The sequence below is a fragment of the Streptomyces sp. NBC_00075 genome (assembly GCF_045041225.1).
In the GTDB taxonomy this organism is placed as follows: domain Bacteria; phylum Actinomycetota; class Actinomycetes; order Streptomycetales; family Streptomycetaceae; genus Streptomyces; species Streptomyces adonidis.
Genome location: NZ_CP108243.1, coordinates 4,967,640 through 4,986,678, shown reverse-complemented (window position 1 = coordinate 4,986,678; position 19,039 = coordinate 4,967,640). Strand labels below are relative to the sequence as shown.

Sequence of the window (19,039 nt, the reverse complement as noted above, 5' to 3'; positions counted from 1 at the left end):
TTTCGCCAACCATCGGTGAACCGTCGGGGGCGGGGGTTGCCACCCCCCGCCCCGGATGGGAGAGGATGGCGGAATCCGTACGAAGGGAAATTCACGGTGACCATCGACCCGTCCTCGATTCCGAACTTCGGGGGCCAGCCCGAGCCGCAGCCGCAAGGTCCGGCGGGCCCCGTCGTCCCGGATCAGGACCTTGTCAAGCAGCTCCTCGAACAGATGGAGCTGAAGTACGTCGTCGACGACGAGGGTGACCTCGCGGCGCCGTGGGAGCAGTTCCGTACGTACTTCATGTTCCGCGGTGAGGGTGACCAGCAGGTCTTCTCGGTGCGGACGTTCTACGACCGGCCCCACGAGATCGAGCAGAAGTCCCTGCTTCTGGAGTCGATCGACGACTGGAACCGGCGGACCCTGTGGCCCAAGGTGTACAGCCACACCCACGACGACGGCACCGTGCGCCTGATCGGCGAGGCGCAGATGCTCATCGGTACGGGCGTCAGCCTGGAGCACTTCGTGTCGTCGACGGTGAGCTGGGTGCGGGCCGCGATCGAGTTCGACAAGTGGCTCGTCGAGCAGCTCGGCCTCGAGCAGGAGATCGACGAGGCGGAGAAGCCCGAGGACGACGAAGAGTAGTCCTGCGTCGTCCTGCACGCGAAGGAGCCCGGCCGTGATGGCCGGGCTCTCGCCGTTCCCGGGGTGGTGAAGCATCGTGCTCGGGTCGGCGTCTCGATCGGTACTTACGCCCAGACCGCCCTGCCGCCTGAGTTCAGGGGCTGACGTCCAGGATGCGCACTGGCTGTTCCTTCCACGTGTGCGGTCTGGTGGTCGCGATCACCGCGCCATCCGGCCGGTCGGGAGTGGGCTGGGCCGCGTAAAGAGTGTGCGCATCGGCCCATGTTGTCGCGCGGGCCACCGACAGGGCGGCCGGCAGGTCGAGGTCGACGATCGCGATGCCGGGCAGGGCCGCAAGGTGCTCCGCGGTGCCTGGCCGGGCCCGGTCGGCCTCGACCAAGGCACACACGGTGGCGTACAGGAACCAGCCCGACTCGGCGTGAGCGCGATGGATCAGCCGGGAAGTCAGGGCGTTGCCTCGCCCAGCGGCCACCATGGCGCTCTCGTCGAGGAAGACATGCACGTCACGGGTCACGCGGCGCCCGCCTCGGTCAGGCGGCGGTCCAGCTCGGCGTCCAGCTCGGCCTGCTCGTGCTCTTCGGGGTCGTAGCCGTTCCACTCCCGCAGCACTGCCTGTGCCTTCGCCGCCCGCTCGGCCCGCTCCGCAGGGGTGAGGAGGGTCTCGGCGAGCCGGGCCAGGTAGGAACGCAGGGACAGCCCTTCCGCAGCGGCTATGTCGGCAAGCCGGTCGCGGGCATCGGCCGGGATACGGACGTTGGCATCGGGCATGATGCAAGCTCCACTTCACTCGCAGACCGGGTACGGGTACGGGTACGTACCCGTACCCGCGACGTCACTTTAGCCCGCCCGGTACACCGCTGTCCGCTAGACCCCGAGTTTCTTGAGCCGGGCCACCGCCTCCTCCAGTACCGATGTCCGCTTGCAGAACGCGAACCGTACGAACGGGGCGCCCTCCTCGCGGTGGTCGTAGAAGACCGCGTTCGGGATCGCCACCACTCCCGCCCGTTCCGGGAGGGAGCGGCAGAAGGCGAAGCCGTCCGTTTCGCCGAGGGGGCGGATGTCCGTCGTGATGAAGTACGTGCCCGAGGGGGTGAAGACCTCGAAGCCCGCCTCCCGCAGGCCCGCCGACAGCAGGTCCCGCTTGGCGAGCATGTCCGACCGGAACGCCTCGAAGTACGTGTCCGGGAGGTTCAGGGCCTCTGCCACCGCGTACTGGAACGGGCCCGCCGACACGTACGTCAGGAACTGCTTCGCGGAGCGGACCGCTGTCACCAGGTCCGGGGTCGATGTGACCCAGCCCACCTTCCATCCGGTGAACGAAAACGTCTTCCCGGCGCTCCCGATAGAGACCGTTCGTTCGCGCATGCCCGGGAAGGAGGCCAGCGGCAGATGGCCGGCGTCGTCGAAGACCAGGTGTTCGTACACCTCGTCGGTGACCACCAGCAGGTCGCGTTCCACGGCCAGCTGGGCGATCGCGGTCAGCTCGTCGCGGGTCAGGACCGTGCCGGTGGGGTTGTGCGGGGTGTTGATGAGGAGCAGGCGGGTGCGGGGTGTCACCGCTGCTCGGAGTTCGTCCAGGTCCAGGCGGAACGAGCCCTCGTGGGGGCGCAGTGTGACCGGTACCCGCGCGGCGCCCGCCATCGCGATGCACGCCGCGTAGGAGTCGTAGTAGGGCTCCAGGGCGATCACCTCGTCGCCCGGCTCCAGCAGCGCCAGCAGGGTCGCCGCGATGGCCTCCGTCGCGCCCGCCGTCACCAGGACCTCGCGGTCGGGGTCGTACGAGAGTCCGTACCGGCGCTGTTGGTGCGCCGCGATCGCCGTGCGCAGCTCGGGGATGCCGGGGCCCGGCGGGTACTGGTTGCCGCGGCCGTCGCGCAGCGCCCGTACGGCCGCCTCGCGGATCTCCTCCGGACCGTCGGTGTCCGGGAAGCCCTGGCCGAGGTTGATCGAGCCGGTGGCGACGGCGAGCGCCGACATCTCGGCGAAGATCGTCGTCCCGAACTCGGCGAGCCGGCGATTGAGGAAGGGGCGTGCGCTGCTGGTCATGGTCGTCATCCTGCGCCGAAGCTCTGGACTTCCTCAACTCTGCTTTGGCAGGTGAGACAGGCGGGCATCCCCACGTCACGCAAGACGGCGAGGCGCCCACGGGGGGCCGCCTCGGGGGAACGAAAGGAGGGTGACGCCATGGCCGTGGCCATCATCGCCCTTGTCATGCTGGCGAGCCTGTTCATCGTCGTGACCGTGACGGTCCGGGCCGCCCGGCTCCGTCAGCGCAGGAGCAGGAACAGCTGGTGGGCCGGCGGAGCGGCGGGCTCCAGCGGCTCCGGGCACTCCGGAAGCACGTCGTGCGGCACGGGTTCCTCCTGTAGCACGAATTCCTCCTGCGGAGGGGGCTCGTCCTGCGGCGGCGGGTCGTCCTGCGGGGGAGGCGGCGGGGGCGGATGCGGCGGAGGCAGCTGACACGGGGCAGCTGAGCTCCGGAAGGGGGAACCGCATCCGGATCGCGGGGGGAGCACCCGCCGGGACGACGATCGTATTCGTCGTCCCGGCGGGCGCTCGTACGTTCGTGACGTGACCCCCGTGTCACCCCGCTCGCGGGGGTTGTTCGCACGCTCGGGCGTACGCCGCGGTTGAACAGTTGAGCTGTGGAGCCCTCTGAGGGATGGAAAGCCCACGAAGTTGGGTAAAAACGCTGTGACGGCGCCACCGTTCATGATTCCCTCTAAATCACCAACACAGCCCCTCGGATGTCCATGGATATCCCTGGATGTCCCTCCTGAACTGGGCTGACCGGGCCGATCTCCCGGTGTCGACCCGTGTCGACCGGAGTGCGCCGGACCCACATCTCCCTTTGCGTGCTAGCGGAGCCGATCCATGCTCACGACCCTGAACACCGCCTACACCGACACGCGCGCGGCCGACCTCGCCTGGACCCTGGGCCGGGAACCGCTGCCCGCCCTCGCCACCCTCGACCTCGAACTCGCGGACGCGAAGCTCCAGTTGAGACTCCTCGGCGCCTCCCACCAGGTGCTTCTGGAGGAGGAACAGGGCATCTGTTCGGAGACGGTCGCGTGCATCCCGGGTTCCAGCACCCCTCTCCCGCTCGGCGTGGCCAAGCGGGTCGGCGACTGGGAGTACGAATTCGCGGCGAGAGTGGAGGTCCTGTCGCCGGGGTCGTTCGCCGGGCGCGCCCAGGAGCTGCTGGCCCTGGTCGCCGACCATCCGAACGGCCTGGCCGGTGTCTTCCCCGGCAGCCCGCACGCCTTCACCGCGATGCTGGCCCAGCGGCACGAGGGGCAGGTCCACTGGCGGACCTGGCACGCCTATCCGCAGGACGGGCAGCTGGTGGCGACCAGGACGCGGGTGGGCGTGCGCGTGGCCGCGGCTCTCTGAGGGGCCGCGAGAGGCCCGGACGGGCTTCACATCAACTTCCTCCGCGTAAACAAGGACCACACGTGTGGGTGACGAAGCGCACCCGGAGTGTGACGTAGCGTTCCCAGCGTGATCGAACCGCACGTGCCGGCCCCGCCGGGCAGCCCCCCGCCCTGGGGTGCTCCCGCGCGGCTGCCCGTCCGGCCCGGCACCGGCCGGTTCCTGGTCCTCGCCTGCGTCTTCGTCTGTGCGGCCTGCGGACTGGTGTACGAACTGGAACTCGTCGCGCTCGCCTCGTACTTGATCGGCGACTCGGTCACCCAGGCGTCCGTCGTGCTCTCCGTGATGGTGTTCGCGATGGGCATCGGCTCGCTCGCCGCGAAACGCCTGCGCTGCCGTGCCGCCGCCGGCTTCGGCGCGGTCGAGGCGGCGCTCGCGCTGGTCGGCGGCTGTAGCGCGATGGCCCTGTACGCGGTGTTCGCGTGGACCGGCGACTGGGGCGGCCTCTGGGCGCACGGCCCCCGCGTCCTCCTTGTCACCTTCTCCCTCGCCATCGGCCTGCTGATCGGCGCCGAGGTGCCGCTCCTGATGGAGCTGATCCAGCGCATCCGCCGCCAGGACGCGGGCGGCGCGGTCGCCGACCTGTTCGCCGCCGACTATGTGGGCGCACTGGTCGGAGGCCTGGCGTTCCCGTTCCTTCTCCTTCCCTGGCTGGGGCAGCTCACGGGCGCGCTGCTCACCGGCACGGTCAACGCGCTGGTCGGCGGCGCCCTGGTCCTCGGCCTGTTCCGGCGGGACTTGACCCGGCGCGGGCGCTGGCTGCTGGTGGTGGCCAACGTGACCGTGATCGGGCTGCTGGCCGCCGCGGCCGTACTCGTCGACGACTTCGAACGGGCCGCCCGGCAGGCGGTGTACGGCAACGACGTACGAGTGGCGCTGCGGACGGACGTACAGGAGGTGGTCCTCACCGGTGGCACGGACGGCCGTCCGCTGGACCTCTTCCTGGACGGGCGGCTGCGGGTCAGCGGGCGTGACGAGCGGCGCTACCACGAGGCGCTCGTCCATCCCGCGATGAACGGGCCGCACGCGCGCGTGCTCGTCCTCGGCGGCGGCGACGGGCTGGCGGCGCGGGAGGTGCTGCGCTATCCGGGCGTACGGCGGGTGGACGTCGTCGAACTCGACGCGGGGGTGGTGCGGCTGGCGCGCACGGACCCGGCCCTCGCCGCCCTGAACGCGCACGCGTTCGACGATCCGCGCGTGCATGTCACCACGGCGGACGCCTTCCGGCTGCTGCGGGGGGCGCGGGCCGCGTACGACGTGGTCGTCTCGGATCTGCCCGATCCGGGGATCACGGCCAGTACGAAGCTGTACTCGCAGGAGTTCTACGGGCTGGCGCGCCAGGTGCTGACCGATGGGGGCAGGCTTGTCGTGCACGGAGGGCCGGTCGAGTCCCGGCCGCACGTGTTCTGGACCGTCGAGGCGACCGTCAGGGCGGCGGGGCTGCGGACGGTGCCGTACCGCGTGGGCGGGCGGGACGCGGGCTTCGCGGCGGGGCCGGACCGTACGGCGTCGGGGGCGTCACGGGCGCCGCACGACTGGGGGTTCGTGCTGGCCACGGCCGAGGGGGCGGCGCCCCGGCTGCGGGTGGGTGGGGCCGGTGGGCCTCGCTTGTGGACGCTCGGTCAGGCGGGGCTGGAGGCGGATGCGCGGGCTGCGGAGCGGCTGCGGGTGGTGGGGGTGCGGGCTTCGACGCTCGTTCATCCGCGGTACTGATCGTCGCGGTGGCGGTGGCGGTGGCGGTGGCGGTGGCGGCGGTCGCGGTTGTGGTGGCGGTCTCGGTGGTGGCGGCGGTTCGCGGTCGCGGTGGTGGTCTCGATGGTGGCGGCGGTCGCGGTCACGGTGATGGCGATGGCGGTGGCGTTGGCGTTGGCGGTCGTGGTGGTCGGGTGTGGGGCCGCGTGGGTGTGGATCTCGGGGGAATCCCTGGATGCGCGGGTGCGGGTCCGGTCGTGCTGGGTACGCTCGGCTGTCATGGAGCATGAGGTGTTCGTTCCGGTTCCGGCAGAGCGGCTGAGGGACGTGCTCGCCGACCCCGCGCGCGTCGCCCGGGCGGTGCCCGGACTCCAGCAGGACGCGGGCACCGAGCCTGCCGTGTCCGGGGTCGCGGGGCGGCTGAAGGTGCGGGTCGGGGGGCACACGATCACGTATCGGGGGTCTCTGCGGGTCGCTGTCGCGGATGCGGGGGAGGACGCGTACGTGGTGGAGGGCGATGCCGTCGAGGTGCGGGGCGGTGGGGCGGTGAAGCTGGCTCTGACCTTGCGCGTACGGGGTGTTGAGGGTGGGTCGGCGTTGGTGTTCGGGGGGACGGTGACCGCCGACGGGCGGGTGTCCGAGCTTCCGGCGGATGCTGTCGCTGCTGCGGGGGTTCGGTTGGTGCGGCGGTTCGGGGAGAACCTGGGGGAGGTCGCGGGGGAGGTTTCGGGGGAGGCCGAGGAGTCCGCGGCTGTGGTGGTTGTGGACGTCGAGGTTTCTGACGCTGATCTTTCTGATGGGCCTGATGAGTCCGATGAGCCTGATGTGCTCGACGACGATGTTCTTGGCGAGGGGGAGCGGGTTTCCGAGGGGTTCGTGGATGCGGGGGAGCCGCCGGCGGAGGCGGCTCATGCTCGGCGGACGATGATCGGGCGTAGTGCGGAAGAGGTTGATCATGCACCTCCTCGGGGGCGGTATGCGCCTGTGCCGCCCCCTGAGCAGGTGTCGGGGAGCGTGACGTTGCGGTGGGCTGCGCCGGCTGCGGCGTTGGTGGTGGCGTCGGTGATTGTGGCGGGGCGGGTTTTGCGGAGGCGGCGGTGATCGGTGGGGTTTGTTTTCGCCCCCGCCGCCCCTACCCGTCCCATCCTGTCCCTGGGGGCTGCGCCCCCAGACCTCCGCTACGGCCCTGAACGGGCCTTGTCCTCAAACGCCGGACGGGCTACTGCATCTCCCCGGACCCCCAGCCACTCAGCCTGTCCGGCGTTTGAGGACGAGGCCGTTCAGGCCGAAAGGGGGGTCTGGGGGCGCAGCCCCCAGGGATGGGACGGGTAGGGGCGGCGGGGGCGAGGAAGTCGGTAGGGTCGGTGCGTGAGTAGCGATGACATCACGTTGGCCGCGGGTGACGCGGAAGTGACCCTGCAGCCGGGGAACGGCGGGCGGGTCGGTGGGCTGCGGGTCGGCGGCGTCGAGCTGTTGCGGCAGGGCGAGCGGTTCGGGTGCTTCCCGATGGTTCCGTGGTGCGGGCGCATCCGGGACGGCCGGTTCCTCGACGGCGGCACCGTGCGGCAGCTGCCGCTCAACTCCCCACCGCACGCCATCCACGGCACCGTCCGCGACGGCGCCTGGCGCGTCGCCCGCAGGACCGCCGACGAGGCCGTCATCACGTACGACCTCGTGGAGCCCTGGCCCTACGCCGGGCGTGTCTCCCAGGTCGTCTCGCTGACCCCGAGCTCCCTGACTCTCACCATGTCCGTGGAGACGTACGCCGATTCCTTTCCCGCGCAGATCGGCTGGCACCCCTGGTTCAACCGGAACCTCGGCGGTGAGGACGTCCGCGTCGACTTTGACGCCGCCTGGCAGGAGGAGCGCGGGGACGATCACCTGCCCACCGGGAACCGGGTCGAGCCCAAGCCCGGGCCCTGGGACGACTGCTTCGGAATGCCCGGCGGTGTCGATGTGACGCTCACCTGGCCTGGGGAGCTGGAGCTGAAGGTGGCGAGCCCGGAGGAGTGGGTTGTCGTGTACGACGAGCAGGAGACCGCCGTATGCGTGGAACCGCAGACCGGGCCGCCCGACGGGCTCAACAGCCTGCCCCGGCTCGTGACGCCTATCGAGCCGCTGGAGGCCACCACCACGTGGACTTGGCGGCGGCTGGGGGCTGTCTAAGCTGGCAGGCATGACAACGACGGACGTGCGTGGCGCGCTGCTGCAGCAGATCAAGGACAAGGCCGTAGTGCACGGCAAGGTGACCCTCTCCTCGGGGCTGGAGGCGGACTACTACGTCGACCTCCGCCGCGTCACCCTCGACGGCGAGGCCGCCCCGCTGGTCGGGCAGGTGCTCCTGGACCTGACCGCGGACCTTGACTTCGACGCGGTGGGCGGGCTCACGATGGGTGCCGACCCCGTCGCCGGCGCCATGCTGCACGCGGCCGCCTCGCGGGGGCAGAAGCTCGACGCCTTTGTCGTGCGCAAGGCCGCCAAGGCTCATGGCATGCAGCGGCGGGTCGAGGGCCCGGAGATCGCGGGGCGTCGGGTGTTGGTCGTCGAGGACACCTCCACCACCGGCGGGTCCCCGCTCACCGCCGTCGAGGCCGTGCGGGAGGCCGGTGCCGAAGTCGTCGGTGTCGCGACGATCGTCGACCGGGCCACCGGTGCCGCCGAGAAGATTCAGGAGGGCGCGGGGGTTCCCTATCTGTTCGCCTTCTCGAAGGACGAGCTGGGGCTGGACTGACAGCTCGGTCAGGTCAACCGGACTCGCACCTTTTCCGGGCGGGGTCCGGGGGCGATTGCGATGTCGCCCCCGGACGGATGCGACCAAGAATGATCAACATCGATCAAGGAGGGGTCGGTGTGTCTTCAAGGCATGTTCAGATGCCCATCGAATTAGATAAACAAGGTACCTGTGCACAACGCCTTGTTAGCGTCGCGATGTGACCACACACTGCCGCTACCTCGGCGTTCTGAGGCTTTCCCAGGACAAGGACACCTCCACGTCGATCCAAGGCCAGCGAGAGGGCATCGAGTACCACGTCAACGCTCCCCACTTCTCCGGAAGCATCGTCGGCTGGGCGGAGGACACGGACGTGTCCGGAGGGCTGTCTCCGTTCAAGCGTCCGCAGTTCGGCACATGGCTGACGCGGCGGGCCGACGAGTTCGACGGGATCATCGCTTTGAAGGTGGACCGCCTCACCCGCCGGGCGCTCCACTTCAACCAACTCCTCGACTGGGGAAGCGAGAACGGCAAGCGCATCATCTGCGTGACCGAGGGATACGACTCCCAGAACCCGCAGACGAAGATGATCGCGCAGATGATGGCAGTCTTCGCGGAAGCCGAGCTCGACGTCATCACCCAGCGCATCAAGGACGGCGTACAGGACCGGCTCGACAATCGGTCCTGGATCAGCGGCACGCCGCCCATGGGATACGCCATCAAGAGCGTCCCGGGCCAGAATCGCAAGATCCTCGTACGTGACCCCGGTTACGCGCAGGTCATGGACCGCATCCTGCAGGGGATCGCCGATGGGAAGACGCTCAACAGGATCGCGCTCGAACTCAACGAGGCAAAGGAACTGACCTGGAGCGACTACCGGTTGACACTCCGTGGGCTGGAGCCGAAGGGCGCGTACTGGCAGCAGACCACGCTTGGCAACGCCGTGCGGCGCCCCACGTTCGCGGGCGTTTACACGTACAAGGGCGAAGCCGTCGAGGACGGGAACGGGAACCCGGTTCTGATCGCGGAGAACCCGTTCATGCCTTTCGAGGACTGGTCGGGGCTTGTGGCGCGCCTGGAGCCGAAGAAGCAGGACCGGGAGGCTCGGGGGCGACTCTCGAAGCACGCTCTCACCGGGATCGCCCTCTGTGGCAGCTGCGGCAGCGGGCTCGGTTCCACCTCGGTGAACCAAAGGCACGGCCGGTACCACGCCTACTACCGCTGTTCGCGGCGCGCCAAGAAGGGCGCGTGCGAGGCGAAGATGAACATGCGTGTGTCCGAACTCGAAATGATCTTCGACGGGCTCTTCGACGACACCATCGGTGACCTTGAGGTGATGAGCAAGGTGCTGGGGAGTCGGCGCGAACTCGAAGGGGCCGTTGAAAAGGTCGAGCGGCGGCTGGTGAAGCTGGAGCACGACTACACCGCCGGGCGGTATGACACCCCGGACATGGAGGGGACGTACTGGCGACTCCTGAAGGCACAGACGGCGAAGCGAGCCTTGCTCCGGGAGCAGTTGGCGGAGGCGACGGAGGATACCTTCAAGGGCACGGGCAGGAGGTTTCGTGACGTCTGGGCCGGCATGGAGGCGCAGGACCGCAAGGCGTTCCTGCGTGAGCACGGTGTCAGTGTCCGGGTGTGGCAGGACCTGGTGCCCTGGGCCAAGTACAGCGCGGTCATCGATTTCGGGGACATCGTCGGCCTGGCCAGGGCGGCCGGACTTCGGCTCCCGGGTGGCGTGGAGCGCCTGATGGCCCACTACCGGTGCACGTCGGACGACATCCCCCGGCGGCCGGTACGGTGATCCCCATTACGCGGAGCGGGTCTTACATGGTGGGAAACCGGTGACTATCGGGCGCTGTCACCCTGTCGGGGCAGCGGTAGCCTTGTCGGCGCATACAAGACGGCCGAACAGCCACGGCGCAGTGGCGCTCCCCGGCACGCGAAACCCGCACGAGAGGATTGTGTCTTGGCTATCGCAACCCCTGAGGTCTACAGCGAGATGCTCGACCGGGCCAAGGCGGCCAAGTTCGCCTACCCGGCCATCAACGTGACCTCGACCCAGACCCTGCACGCTGCGCTGCGCGGCTTCGCGGAGGCGGAGAGCGACGGCATCATCCAGATCTCGACGGGTGGTGCGGAGTTCCTCGGCGGGCAGTACAGCAAGGAGATGGTCACGGGCGCTGTCGCCCTGGCCGAGTTCGCGCACATCGTCGCCGAGAAGTACCCGGTCACGGTCGCCTTGCACACCGACCACTGCCCGAAGGACAAGCTCGACGGGTACGTACGGCCGCTGCTCGCCGTGTCCGAGGAGCGCGTGAAGGCCGGGCGCAACCCGCTCTTCCAGTCCCACATGTGGGACGGCTCCGCCGAGACCCTCGCCGACAACCTCTCCATCGCGCAGGAGCTGCTCGCCCGCGCCGTCGCCGCGAAGATCATCCTTGAGGTCGAGATCACGCCGACGGGTGGGGAAGAGGACGGGGTCTCCCACGAGATCAACGACTCCCTCTACACGACCGTCGACGACGCCGTGCGTACGGTCGAGGCGCTGGGGCTCGGCGAGAAGGGGCGCTACCTGCTCGCCGCCTCCTTCGGCAACGTCCACGGTGTCTACAAGCCGGGCAACGTCGTGCTCCGCCCCGACCTCCTCAAGGAGCTGAACGACGGCGTCGCCGCGAAGTACGGCAAGCCCGCCGGCGCGCAGCCCTTCGACTTCGTCTTCCACGGCGGCTCCGGCTCCACGGAGGAGGAGATCGCGACCGCCCTGGAGAACGGCGTCGTCAAGATGAACCTCGACACGGACACGCAGTACGCCTTCACGCGTCCCGTCGCCGACCACATGTTCCGCAACTACGACGGCGTCCTCAAGGTCGACGGCGAGGTCGGTTCGAAGAGCACCTACGACCCGCGTACGTGGGGCAAGCTGGCCGAGAAGAGCATGGCCGCGCGTGTCGTCGAGGCCACGCAGAACCTGCGGTCGGCCGGTACGAAGATCAAGTAGTCTCCAAGGGTCCCTGGACCCTTTCGCGAGCCCGGGGTCCGTCCACTGTCGACGGCGCCGGGCTCGCTGTATACCTGGGGCATGTCCGACGTGCGGATCGCCTCACCCCAGGGCAAGTGGATCCTGCTGACCACCGTCCTGGGTTCCAGCATGGCCCTGCTGGACTCGACCGTCGTGAACGTCGCGCTGCCGCGCATCGGCCGCGACCTCGACGCCGATCTGGCCGCCCTCCAGTGGACGGTCAACGCGTACATGCTGACGCTGGCCGGGCTGATCCTGCTGGGCGGTTCGCTGGGCGACCGGTACGGCCGCCGCAAGATCTTCGTGATCGGGGTGGTGTGGTTCGCGGTGGCTTCGCTGCTCTGCGGGCTCGCTCCGAACACGGGTGTGCTGGTCGCCGCCCGTGCGTTGCAGGGCGTCGGCGGCGCTCTGCTGGTGCCGGGCTCCCTCGCCCTCATCCAGGCCTCCTTCCATCCCGACGACCGGGGGCGGGCGGTCGGGCTGTGGTCCGGCTTCGGCGGTATCGGGGCGGCCGTGGGCCCCTTCCTGGGCGGCTGGCTCGTGGACGGGCCCGGGTGGCGGTGGGTGTTCCTGCTCAACGTTCCGCTGGCGCTGGTGTGCGCTCCCATCGCCGTACGGCATGTTCCCGAGTCCGGTGACGGGCGTACGCGGCACGGGCGCTTCGATGTGGCGGGTGCGGCTCTGGGGGCTCTGGCGCTCGCTCTGGTCACGTACGCGCTGATCGAGGCCAGGGCTGGTTCCGTGACGGTCGTGGTGTCGGCGGTGGTGGGGGTCTTGGCGGGGGTGGCCTTCGTGTACGTCGAGCGGGGGCGCGGTGGGGACGCGATGATGCCGCTGGACATCTTCGCCTCGCGCCAGTTCACGGCCGTCAATCTCGTGACCTTGTGCGTGTACGCGGCCTTCGGGGGCTTCTTCTTCCTCTCCGCCCTTCAGCTCCAGGTGGTGGCCGGGTACTCGGCCCTGGGTGCCGGTACGGCGTTGTTGCCGACCACCGTCCTGATGCTGCTGTTGTCGGCGCGGTCGGGGGAGCTGGCGGAGCGGATCGGGCCGCGGGTTCCGTTGACGGTCGGGCCGTTGCTGTGTGCGGCGGGGATGCTGCTGATGCTGCGGGTGGGGGCCGGGGCGTCGTACGTCGCTGATGTGCTGCCCGCTGTGCTGGTGCTCGGGGTGGGCATGGTGACGCTGGTCGCGCCGCTCACGGCGAGTGTGCTGGCGTCGGTGGATGTTGCTCGGGCGGGGTTGGCCAGTGGGGTCAACAATGCGGCGGCGCGGGCGGCGGGGTTGGTCGCGGTGGCCGCGTTGCCGTTGGTTACGGGGATGGGGGCGGAGGCGTATCGGTCGGGGGTGGTGTTCGACGCTGCGTTCGGGCGGGCGATGGTGGTGTGTGCGGGGGTGTTGGTGGTGGGGGCTGTGGTGGCGTTCCTGACGGTGCGGAGGCCGGTGCCGGGGTGCCGGCATCCGGAGTGCCGTACGCACGGCTCGGTGACGGCTCCGCCGCTGGAGGGTGAGCGCCTTTGATCCCGCCCCCGCCGCCCCTACCCGTCCCATCCTCGGGGGCGCTGCCCCCGAACCCCCTTGTCCTCAAACGCCGGACGGGCTGAGTAGTTCAGCCCGTCCGGCGTTTGAGGACAAAGGGGGGTCTGGGGGCGCAGCCCCCAGGGATGGGAATGGGTAGGGGCGGCGGGGGCGATGCAGCAGACTGGAACCATGACCCTTCACGAAAACCTGCTCGGCGGGCCGCCCCCCACCCACCTCCCCGACCACCCCGAGCCCCGCGACCTCCTCGCGAACGGCACCGCCCCCGCCGACGTCGCCGCGAAGTACCCCACCTCCTCCCTCGCCTGGGCCCAGCTCGCCGACGACGCGTTCGAGCGCGGGAGTGTCGTGGAGTCGTACGCCTATGCCCGTACCGGGTACCACCGCGGCCTGGACTCCTTGCGCCGCGCCGGCTGGAAGGGGCATGGACCCGTGCCCTGGGAGCACGAGCCGAACCGTGGCTTCCTGCGCGCCCTGCACGCCCTCGCCCGCGCCGCCGGCTCCATCGGCGAGCAGGAGGAGTACGAGCGCTGCACCCAGTTCCTCAAGGACTCCTCCCCGACGGCCGCCCAGACGCTCGGCTAGTCACCCTCTGTCCGCAAGCCCCGCCTGTGACCTGATCAGGCGGGCCTTGCGGAGTCGGGGCACGATTGTGTTCAATGCCCCGGGGACCGGGGCCCCCGTGTCGGAATTCGGCAGGGGCGGACCGCTACCCGGAGTACAACAGGAGACAGCGATGTCCCTCCAGGCTCAGCCCCCCGAGGCTTCGGAGCCCGAGACCCCGCATCTCGACTTCGCCGGTACGACGCCGTACGAGGACTATGTCCAGGCCGACGTCCTCACCCACCTTCAGCACACCCTCTCCGACGACCCCGGAGAGATGGTCTTCCTGGTGACGACCCAGGTCATGGAGTTGTGGTTCACCGTCATCGTGCATGAGTGGGAGACTGCGGCCAAGGCCTTGCGCGGTGGCGACGTGCCCACCGCCGTCGCCGCCCTCAAGCGGTCCGTGCGTGAGCTGGACGCCCTCAACGCGTCGTGGCGGCCCCTCGCACAGCTCACCCCCGCCCAGTTCAACTCCTACCGCGCCGCCCTCGGCGAGGGCTCCGGGTTCCAGTCCGCGATGTACCGGCGGATGGAGTTCCTGCTCGGCGAGAAGTCCGCGTCGATGCTCGTGCCGCATCGGGCCGCACCTCGCGTGCACGCCGAGCTGGAGAAGGCGCTGCACGAACCCAGCCTGTACGACGAGGTGTTGAGGCTCCTCGCGCGGCGCGGGTACGACCTCCCGGATGCCGTGCTGTCGCGTGACGTGTCCCTCCGGTACGAGCCCTCTCCCGAGGTCGAGGCCGCCTGGACGGCCCTCTACTCCGGTGATCCCGACGCCGAACTCGCCCGGCTCGGCGAGGCGTTGACCGACGTCGCCGAACTGGTGTGGCGCTGGCGCAACGACCATCTCGTCGCCACCCGGCGGGCCATGGGCGCCAAGGCCGGCACCGGCGGCTCCGCCGGGGTCGCCTGGCTGGAGAAACGCGCCCAGAAGAACGTGTTCCCCGAGCTGTGGACGGCGAGGTCCCATGTCTGAGCTGCTGCCTGCCAAGGACGACCAGGCCCGGGAACTCGACTCGCGTGACGAACTCGCCAAGGTGCGTGCGAAGTTCGTGCTCGACTACGGCGTCACCTACCTGGACGGGAACTCGCTCGGCGCGTTGCCCGCCGCCGTCCCGGAGCGGCTCGACGACGTCGTGCGCCGGGAGTGGGGCGAGCTGCGCATCCGGTCCTGGGACGAGAGCGGGTGGTGGACCGCGCCCGAGCGGATCGGGGATCGTATCGCTCCGCTGGTGGGGGCTGCTGCCGGGCAGGTTGTTGTCGGCGACTCCACAAGTGTCAATGTTTTCAAGGCACTTGTGGGGGCTGTGCGGCTTGCCGGGGGTGGGCGTGATGAGATTCTCGTCGACGCCACCACCTTTCCCACCGACGGTTACCTCGCCGAGTCCGCCGCCCGGATGACCGGCTGCACCCTGCGCGCGCTCGAACCAGGTGCCGTACCGGGGGAGTTGAGCGGCCGTACCGCCGCCGTGCTGCTCAACCACGTCGACTACCGCACCGGCCGCCTCCACGATCTGCCCGCCCTCACGGCCGCGATCCACGCGTCCGGTGCCCTGGCCGTCTGGGACCTGTGCCACAGCGCGGGCGCCCTGCCGGTCGGGCTGGACGAGCACGAGGTCGATCTCGCGGTGGGGTGTACGTACAAGTACCTCAACGGGGGGCCCGGTTCGCCCGCCTATCTGTACGTCCGGCAGCAGCACCAGGAGCGGTTCGACTCGCCCCTGCCCGGCTGGACCTCGCACGCCGACCCCTTCGGCATGCGGCCCGAGTACGCCCCGGCCCCGGGTGCGACGCGCGGGCGGGTCGGTACGCCGGACATCCTCTCGATGCTCGCCCTGGAGGCGGCTCTCGAGGTCTGGGACGGGGTCTCCATCGACGCCGTACGCGCCAAGTCCCTCGCCCTGACCGACTTCTTCCTGGAGTGCGTCGACGAGTACGTGCCCGAGGGGCGGGTGGAGTCCGTCACGCCGGCCGATCACGCCCGGCGCGGGAGTCAGGTCGCCCTGCGGTGCTCCGACGCGGGGGACGTGATGGCGCGGCTCATCGAGCGGGGGGTCGTGGGCGACTTCCGGCGGCCGGACGTGCTGCGGTTCGGGTTCACGCCGTTGTACGTCGGGTTCGCGGACGTGGAGCGGGCGGCCCGGGTGCTGGGCGAGGTCGTCGCCGGCTGAGCCGTGTCCGGTGACGGTCGGTGCGGTGTGCGCACCGGCCGTCCCGGACGCCCGTAGCAGGGCAGAACCGTTTCAACCCGCACCGGGCGTCACTTCCGCGTGTCGACGCACGTCACGGGCCTGATAGCGTCCCCGGCAACGGCCGAATTCTCTCCAGGTCCGCCAAGTACGTTTCGTCGCTGAGAGGTTGAAGCATGTCGGACGATGCCGCAGAGGCCGCCGCCGCGGAAGAGGAGTCGGCCTTCTCGCACCCGCCCGTCGACCCCGACGCCACCGCCGCGTACGGCGACCACCCCGACCAGGTGATCGACTTCTACGCCCCGCAGGGTCCGCACGGCCCCGAGACGCTTCCCGGCGACGGGACCGTGCCGCTGGTCGTCGTCCTGCACGGGGGTGCCTGGCGGGCGCCGTACGACCGCCGGCACATCACGCCGTTCGCCGGGTTCCTGGCCCGGCGCGGGTTCGCCGTGGCCAACGTGGAGTACCGGCGGGGCGGCGACGGGCCCACCGTCGCCGGGCGCTGGCCCGACACCTTCGACGACGTCGCGGCGGCGCTCGACGCCCTGCCCGCCCTCGTACGGGCCCACCTTCCGCAGGCCGATCCGCGCCGCATGGTCGTCACCGGGCACTCGGCGGGCGGGCACCTGGCCCTCTGGGTCGCCGCCCGGCACCTCCTCCCCGCCGACGCGCCCTGGTTCACCGCCCGCCCCGCACCCTTCCGCGGCGTGGTCGCCCTCGCCCCGGTCGCGGACTTCGCCGTCGCCGAGAAACTGGACGTCTGCTCCGACGCCGTACGTCAACTCCTCGGCGGAGAAGGGCACTTCGCCGAGCGTCAGCCCTACGCCGACCCGGCGCTCCTGCTCCCCACCGGCATCGCGACCACCCTCGTACAGGGGCGGGCCGACATCGACGTACCGCAGATCGTCGCCGAGTCGTACGCGGACGCGGCGGCGAAGGCCGGTGAGGTGGTCGGGCTGACGCTCCTCGAGGACGTCGGGCACTTCCCGCTGATCGACCCGGTGGCGGACGCGTGTGCGGTGGTGGCGGAGGAGATCGCGCAGCTCGCGTGGTGAGACGGCCCCCTTCGGCCGTCCCGTAGTACCTGAGACGGACCCCCGAGAACCCCTCTCACTGCTGACGACTGCCACCCGCCCGCCGCCTACCGTGCTGTATGTGACTGAGACGACACACACGCAGACGAACCCCAGGCCGAAGCGGGGGGACGAGGCTCTGTTCAGCAGCCCCGAGTTCCGGGTGGCCATGGACGCGCTGGCGGGACTGCGCGCGGACCTGTTCCACGACGCGTTCGCCTACCGCCCGCTGCCCCCGAGGGACCGGCCCGGCCGGATAGCCCGGGTGCTGCCCAGGCGGCTGCGCCCGTACGCGGTCTGGGCGCCGCACGCCCTGGTGGGCGCGGCCGGGATGCTGGCGCTGCTGGTCTCCTTCGCGAGCAGCAGGGGCGACCTGATCCAAGCACTGGCGATGACCGTCTTCTCGGTGGGGCCGATCCTGCTGACGCTGGTCCGGCCGGTCGGGGCCTTCTGGTTCTCCCTGGTCTCGATCCCGGTCGTCGCCGTGATCGGCCAGAACTGGAACGGAGACTACGGGAGCGGTAACTACCCCTGGCAGCCCGCGAGTTTCGTCGCCCACCTGGTGGTGCTGACGGTCGTCGCCGCCCGGACCCGGCCGCGTACGGCCGCCTGGATGTGGGCGCTGACGGCGGTGTACGCCATGGGTGCCGAGAGCCTCTTCGGCAACCGTTACTTCAACAGCAACGCCGTGCCCTTCCTCTTCCTCTCCGCGCTGGCGCTGCTCGTGGTGACCGTGCTGCTGGTGCGCCGGGCCGCCGAGCAGGAGGTGACCGCGCAGCTGACGGTGACCGCGCACGAGCGGTCCAAGCGCACGCTGCTGGAGGAACGCACGACCATCGCGCGCGAGCTGCACGATGTCGTTGCGCACCACATGTCGGTCGTCGCCATCCAGGCGGAGGCGGCGCCCTACCGGGTGGAGAACCCGCCCGAGGAGCTGACGAAGGCCTTCGCGACGATCCGCGAGAACGCGGTGGCGGCTCTCACGGAACTGCGCCGCGTCCTGGGTGTGGTCCGGGCGGAGGACTACGAAGCCCCCGACGCCCCGCAGCCGACCCTGGCCGACCTCGACGGGCTGCTCGCCAATGTGCGGGAAGCGGGGCTCAGCGTCGAGAAGGTGGTGACGGGGGCGGTGCGTGAACTCCCGCAGGGCGTCGAGCTGTCGGCGTACCGGATCGTGCAGGAGGCGCTGAGCAACACGCTGCGGCACGCGCCGGGGGCGGGCGCGCGGGTCGAAATCGGTTATGTGCTGGGCGGGTTGGGGCTGCGGGTGGTCAACGGCCCTGTGACGGAGGTGTCGTTCGTGAAGCAGACGCCGACGGAGGGCGCGGGGCACGGCCTCACGGGGATGCGGGAGCGGGTCTCCATGCTCGGCGGCGAGATGACGACGGGCCCGACGGCCGACGGCGGCTACGAGGTCACCGTGTTCCTGCCGGCCGCGAGCACGAACGAGGACGCCGGAGACGGGGCATGAGCGGCGCTCGTACGATCCGTGTGCTGATCGCGGACGACCAGATGATGGTCCGCGAGGGCTTCTCCGTGCTGCTGAACGCCATGCCGGACATCGAGGTCGTCGGCGAGGCGGTGAACGGCCGCGAGGCGGTGGAGCGGGTGCGTGAACTCGCCCCGGACGTCGTCCTGATGGACATCCGGATGCCTGAGATGAACGGTATCGAGGCGACCCGGGAGATCGTCGCGGCGGACGGCACCGCGAAGGTCCTGGTGCTGACGACGTTCGACCTCGACGAGTACGTGTACCAGGCGCTGCGGGCGGGCGCGTCCGGCTTTCTGCTGAAGGACGCGTCGGCACGTCAACTGGCGGACGGGGTACGGGTGGTGGCGGCCGGCGAGGCCCTGCTGGCGCCCTCCGTCACCCGGCGCCTGATCACCGAGTTCTCGAAGCTCTCCGAGGCGCCGAAGCTCATGCCGGGCGCGCAGGCGGCGTACGGCGATCTGACCGACCGGGAGACCGAGGTGCTGGTGCTGATCGCGCAGGGGCTGTCGAACGTCGAGATCGCCGGGCAGCTGGTGGTCGCCGAGTCGACGATCAAGACGCACGTCAGCCGCATCCTGGTGAAACTCGGACTGCGGGACCGTACACAGGCGGCGGTGTTCGCGTACGAGGCGCGGCTGGTGACGCCGGGGTGAGTGCGGT

Annotated in this window: 19 protein-coding genes; 15 read left to right on the top strand and 4 right to left on the bottom strand. The window is 70.2% G+C overall.

Going from position 1 to position 19,039, the window contains the following annotated elements:
• Positions 1–96 precede the first annotated feature (96 nt).
• The gene (locus tag OG787_RS21615) at positions 97–627 is read left to right on the top strand and encodes a YbjN domain-containing protein (protein WP_369035343.1); all 531 of its coding nucleotides are present in this window, start codon (positions 97–99) and stop codon (positions 625–627) included.
• Between the two features lie 133 nt (positions 628–760).
• Here OG787_RS21615 and OG787_RS21610 read toward each other — a convergent pair whose 3' ends face one another.
• From OG787_RS21610 to OG787_RS21600, 3 genes are all read right to left on the bottom strand, one after another.
• Positions 761–1,102: a hypothetical protein gene (locus OG787_RS21610; protein ID WP_405540543.1), complete on the bottom strand. Its 342-nt coding sequence runs from the start codon at positions 1,100–1,102 to the stop codon at positions 761–763.
• 35 nt (positions 1,103–1,137) lie between these two features.
• A complete protein-coding gene (locus OG787_RS21605; protein WP_369035345.1) occupies positions 1,138–1,395 on the bottom strand; it encodes a hypothetical protein in 258 nt (85 codons plus the stop codon).
• Positions 1,396–1,491: 96 nt separating this feature from the next.
• Positions 1,492–2,682, bottom strand: coding sequence for a pyridoxal phosphate-dependent aminotransferase (locus OG787_RS21600; RefSeq protein ID WP_369035346.1), 1,191 nt, complete (start codon positions 2,680–2,682; stop codon positions 1,492–1,494).
• 819 nt (positions 2,683–3,501) lie between these two features.
• Between OG787_RS21600 and OG787_RS21595 the strand changes: the two genes are divergently transcribed.
• Together OG787_RS21595 and OG787_RS21590 are read left to right on the top strand one after the other, a co-directional pair.
• A complete protein-coding gene (locus OG787_RS21595) occupies positions 3,502–4,020 on the top strand; it encodes a DUF2617 family protein (RefSeq protein WP_369035347.1) in 519 nt (172 codons plus the stop codon).
• Between the two features lie 108 nt (positions 4,021–4,128).
• Positions 4,129–5,772 carry a polyamine aminopropyltransferase gene (locus tag OG787_RS21590; protein WP_405536083.1) on the top strand — a complete coding sequence of 548 codons (1,644 nt, stop codon included), beginning with the start codon at positions 4,129–4,131 and terminating at the stop codon, positions 5,770–5,772.
• Here the strand turns inward: OG787_RS21590 and OG787_RS21585 are convergent.
• Entirely contained in the window at positions 5,757–6,032 is a 276-nt protein-coding gene (locus OG787_RS21585) for a hypothetical protein (protein WP_405536082.1), read from the bottom strand. The two genes, OG787_RS21590 and OG787_RS21585, sit on opposite strands and share 16 nt — an antisense overlap.
• Between OG787_RS21585 and OG787_RS21580 the strand changes: the two genes are divergently transcribed.
• The 12 genes from OG787_RS21580 (at position 6,031) to OG787_RS21525 (ending at position 19,032) form a co-directional block, all read left to right on the top strand.
• A complete protein-coding gene (locus tag OG787_RS21580) occupies positions 6,031–6,852 on the top strand; it encodes an SRPBCC family protein (protein WP_405536081.1) in 822 nt (273 codons plus the stop codon). The two genes, OG787_RS21585 and OG787_RS21580, sit on opposite strands and share 2 nt — an antisense overlap.
• 267 nt (positions 6,853–7,119) lie before the next feature.
• Positions 7,120–7,917 carry an aldose 1-epimerase gene (locus tag OG787_RS21575; RefSeq protein ID WP_405536080.1) on the top strand — a complete coding sequence of 266 codons (798 nt, stop codon included), beginning with the start codon at positions 7,120–7,122 and terminating at the stop codon, positions 7,915–7,917.
• 10 nt (positions 7,918–7,927) lie between these two features.
• Positions 7,928–8,482: an orotate phosphoribosyltransferase gene (gene pyrE / locus OG787_RS21570; protein ID WP_369035350.1), complete on the top strand. Its 555-nt coding sequence runs from the start codon at positions 7,928–7,930 to the stop codon at positions 8,480–8,482.
• Positions 8,483–8,681: 199 nt separating this feature from the next.
• Positions 8,682–10,265, top strand: coding sequence for a recombinase family protein (locus OG787_RS21565; protein ID WP_369035351.1), 1,584 nt, complete (start codon positions 8,682–8,684; stop codon positions 10,263–10,265).
• A 165-nt stretch (positions 10,266–10,430) separates the two neighbouring features.
• Positions 10,431–11,462, top strand: a complete 1,032-nt coding sequence (gene fbaA / locus OG787_RS21560) for a class II fructose-bisphosphate aldolase (RefSeq protein WP_405536079.1) — start codon at positions 10,431–10,433, stop codon at positions 11,460–11,462.
• Positions 11,463–11,543: 81 nt separating this feature from the next.
• Positions 11,544–13,001 carry an MFS transporter gene (locus OG787_RS21555; protein ID WP_405536078.1) on the top strand — a complete coding sequence of 486 codons (1,458 nt, stop codon included), beginning with the start codon at positions 11,544–11,546 and terminating at the stop codon, positions 12,999–13,001.
• 189 nt (positions 13,002–13,190) lie between these two features.
• The gene (locus tag OG787_RS21550) at positions 13,191–13,604 is read left to right on the top strand and encodes a DUF3151 domain-containing protein (RefSeq protein ID WP_369037679.1); all 414 of its coding nucleotides are present in this window, start codon (positions 13,191–13,193) and stop codon (positions 13,602–13,604) included.
• A gap of 151 nt (positions 13,605–13,755) precedes the next feature.
• Positions 13,756–14,601: a tryptophan 2,3-dioxygenase family protein gene (locus OG787_RS21545; RefSeq protein ID WP_405536077.1), complete on the top strand. Its 846-nt coding sequence runs from the start codon at positions 13,756–13,758 to the stop codon at positions 14,599–14,601.
• The gene (gene kynU, locus OG787_RS21540; protein ID WP_405536076.1) at positions 14,594–15,796 is read left to right on the top strand and encodes a kynureninase; all 1,203 of its coding nucleotides are present in this window, start codon (positions 14,594–14,596) and stop codon (positions 15,794–15,796) included. Before OG787_RS21545 ends, kynU begins: the two co-directional genes overlap by 8 nt.
• A gap of 194 nt (positions 15,797–15,990) precedes the next feature.
• Positions 15,991–16,869: an alpha/beta hydrolase gene (locus tag OG787_RS21535; protein WP_369037682.1), complete on the top strand. Its 879-nt coding sequence runs from the start codon at positions 15,991–15,993 to the stop codon at positions 16,867–16,869.
• A 100-nt stretch (positions 16,870–16,969) separates the two neighbouring features.
• Positions 16,970–18,358 (top strand): sensor histidine kinase, encoded by a 1,389-nt coding sequence (locus tag OG787_RS21530; protein ID WP_369037683.1) that lies wholly within the window; start codon positions 16,970–16,972, stop codon positions 18,356–18,358.
• Positions 18,355–19,032: a response regulator gene (locus OG787_RS21525; RefSeq protein WP_369037684.1), complete on the top strand. Its 678-nt coding sequence runs from the start codon at positions 18,355–18,357 to the stop codon at positions 19,030–19,032. The genes OG787_RS21530 and OG787_RS21525 overlap by 4 nt, the downstream gene beginning before the upstream one ends.
• The last annotated feature ends 7 nt before the right edge of the window (positions 19,033–19,039 follow it).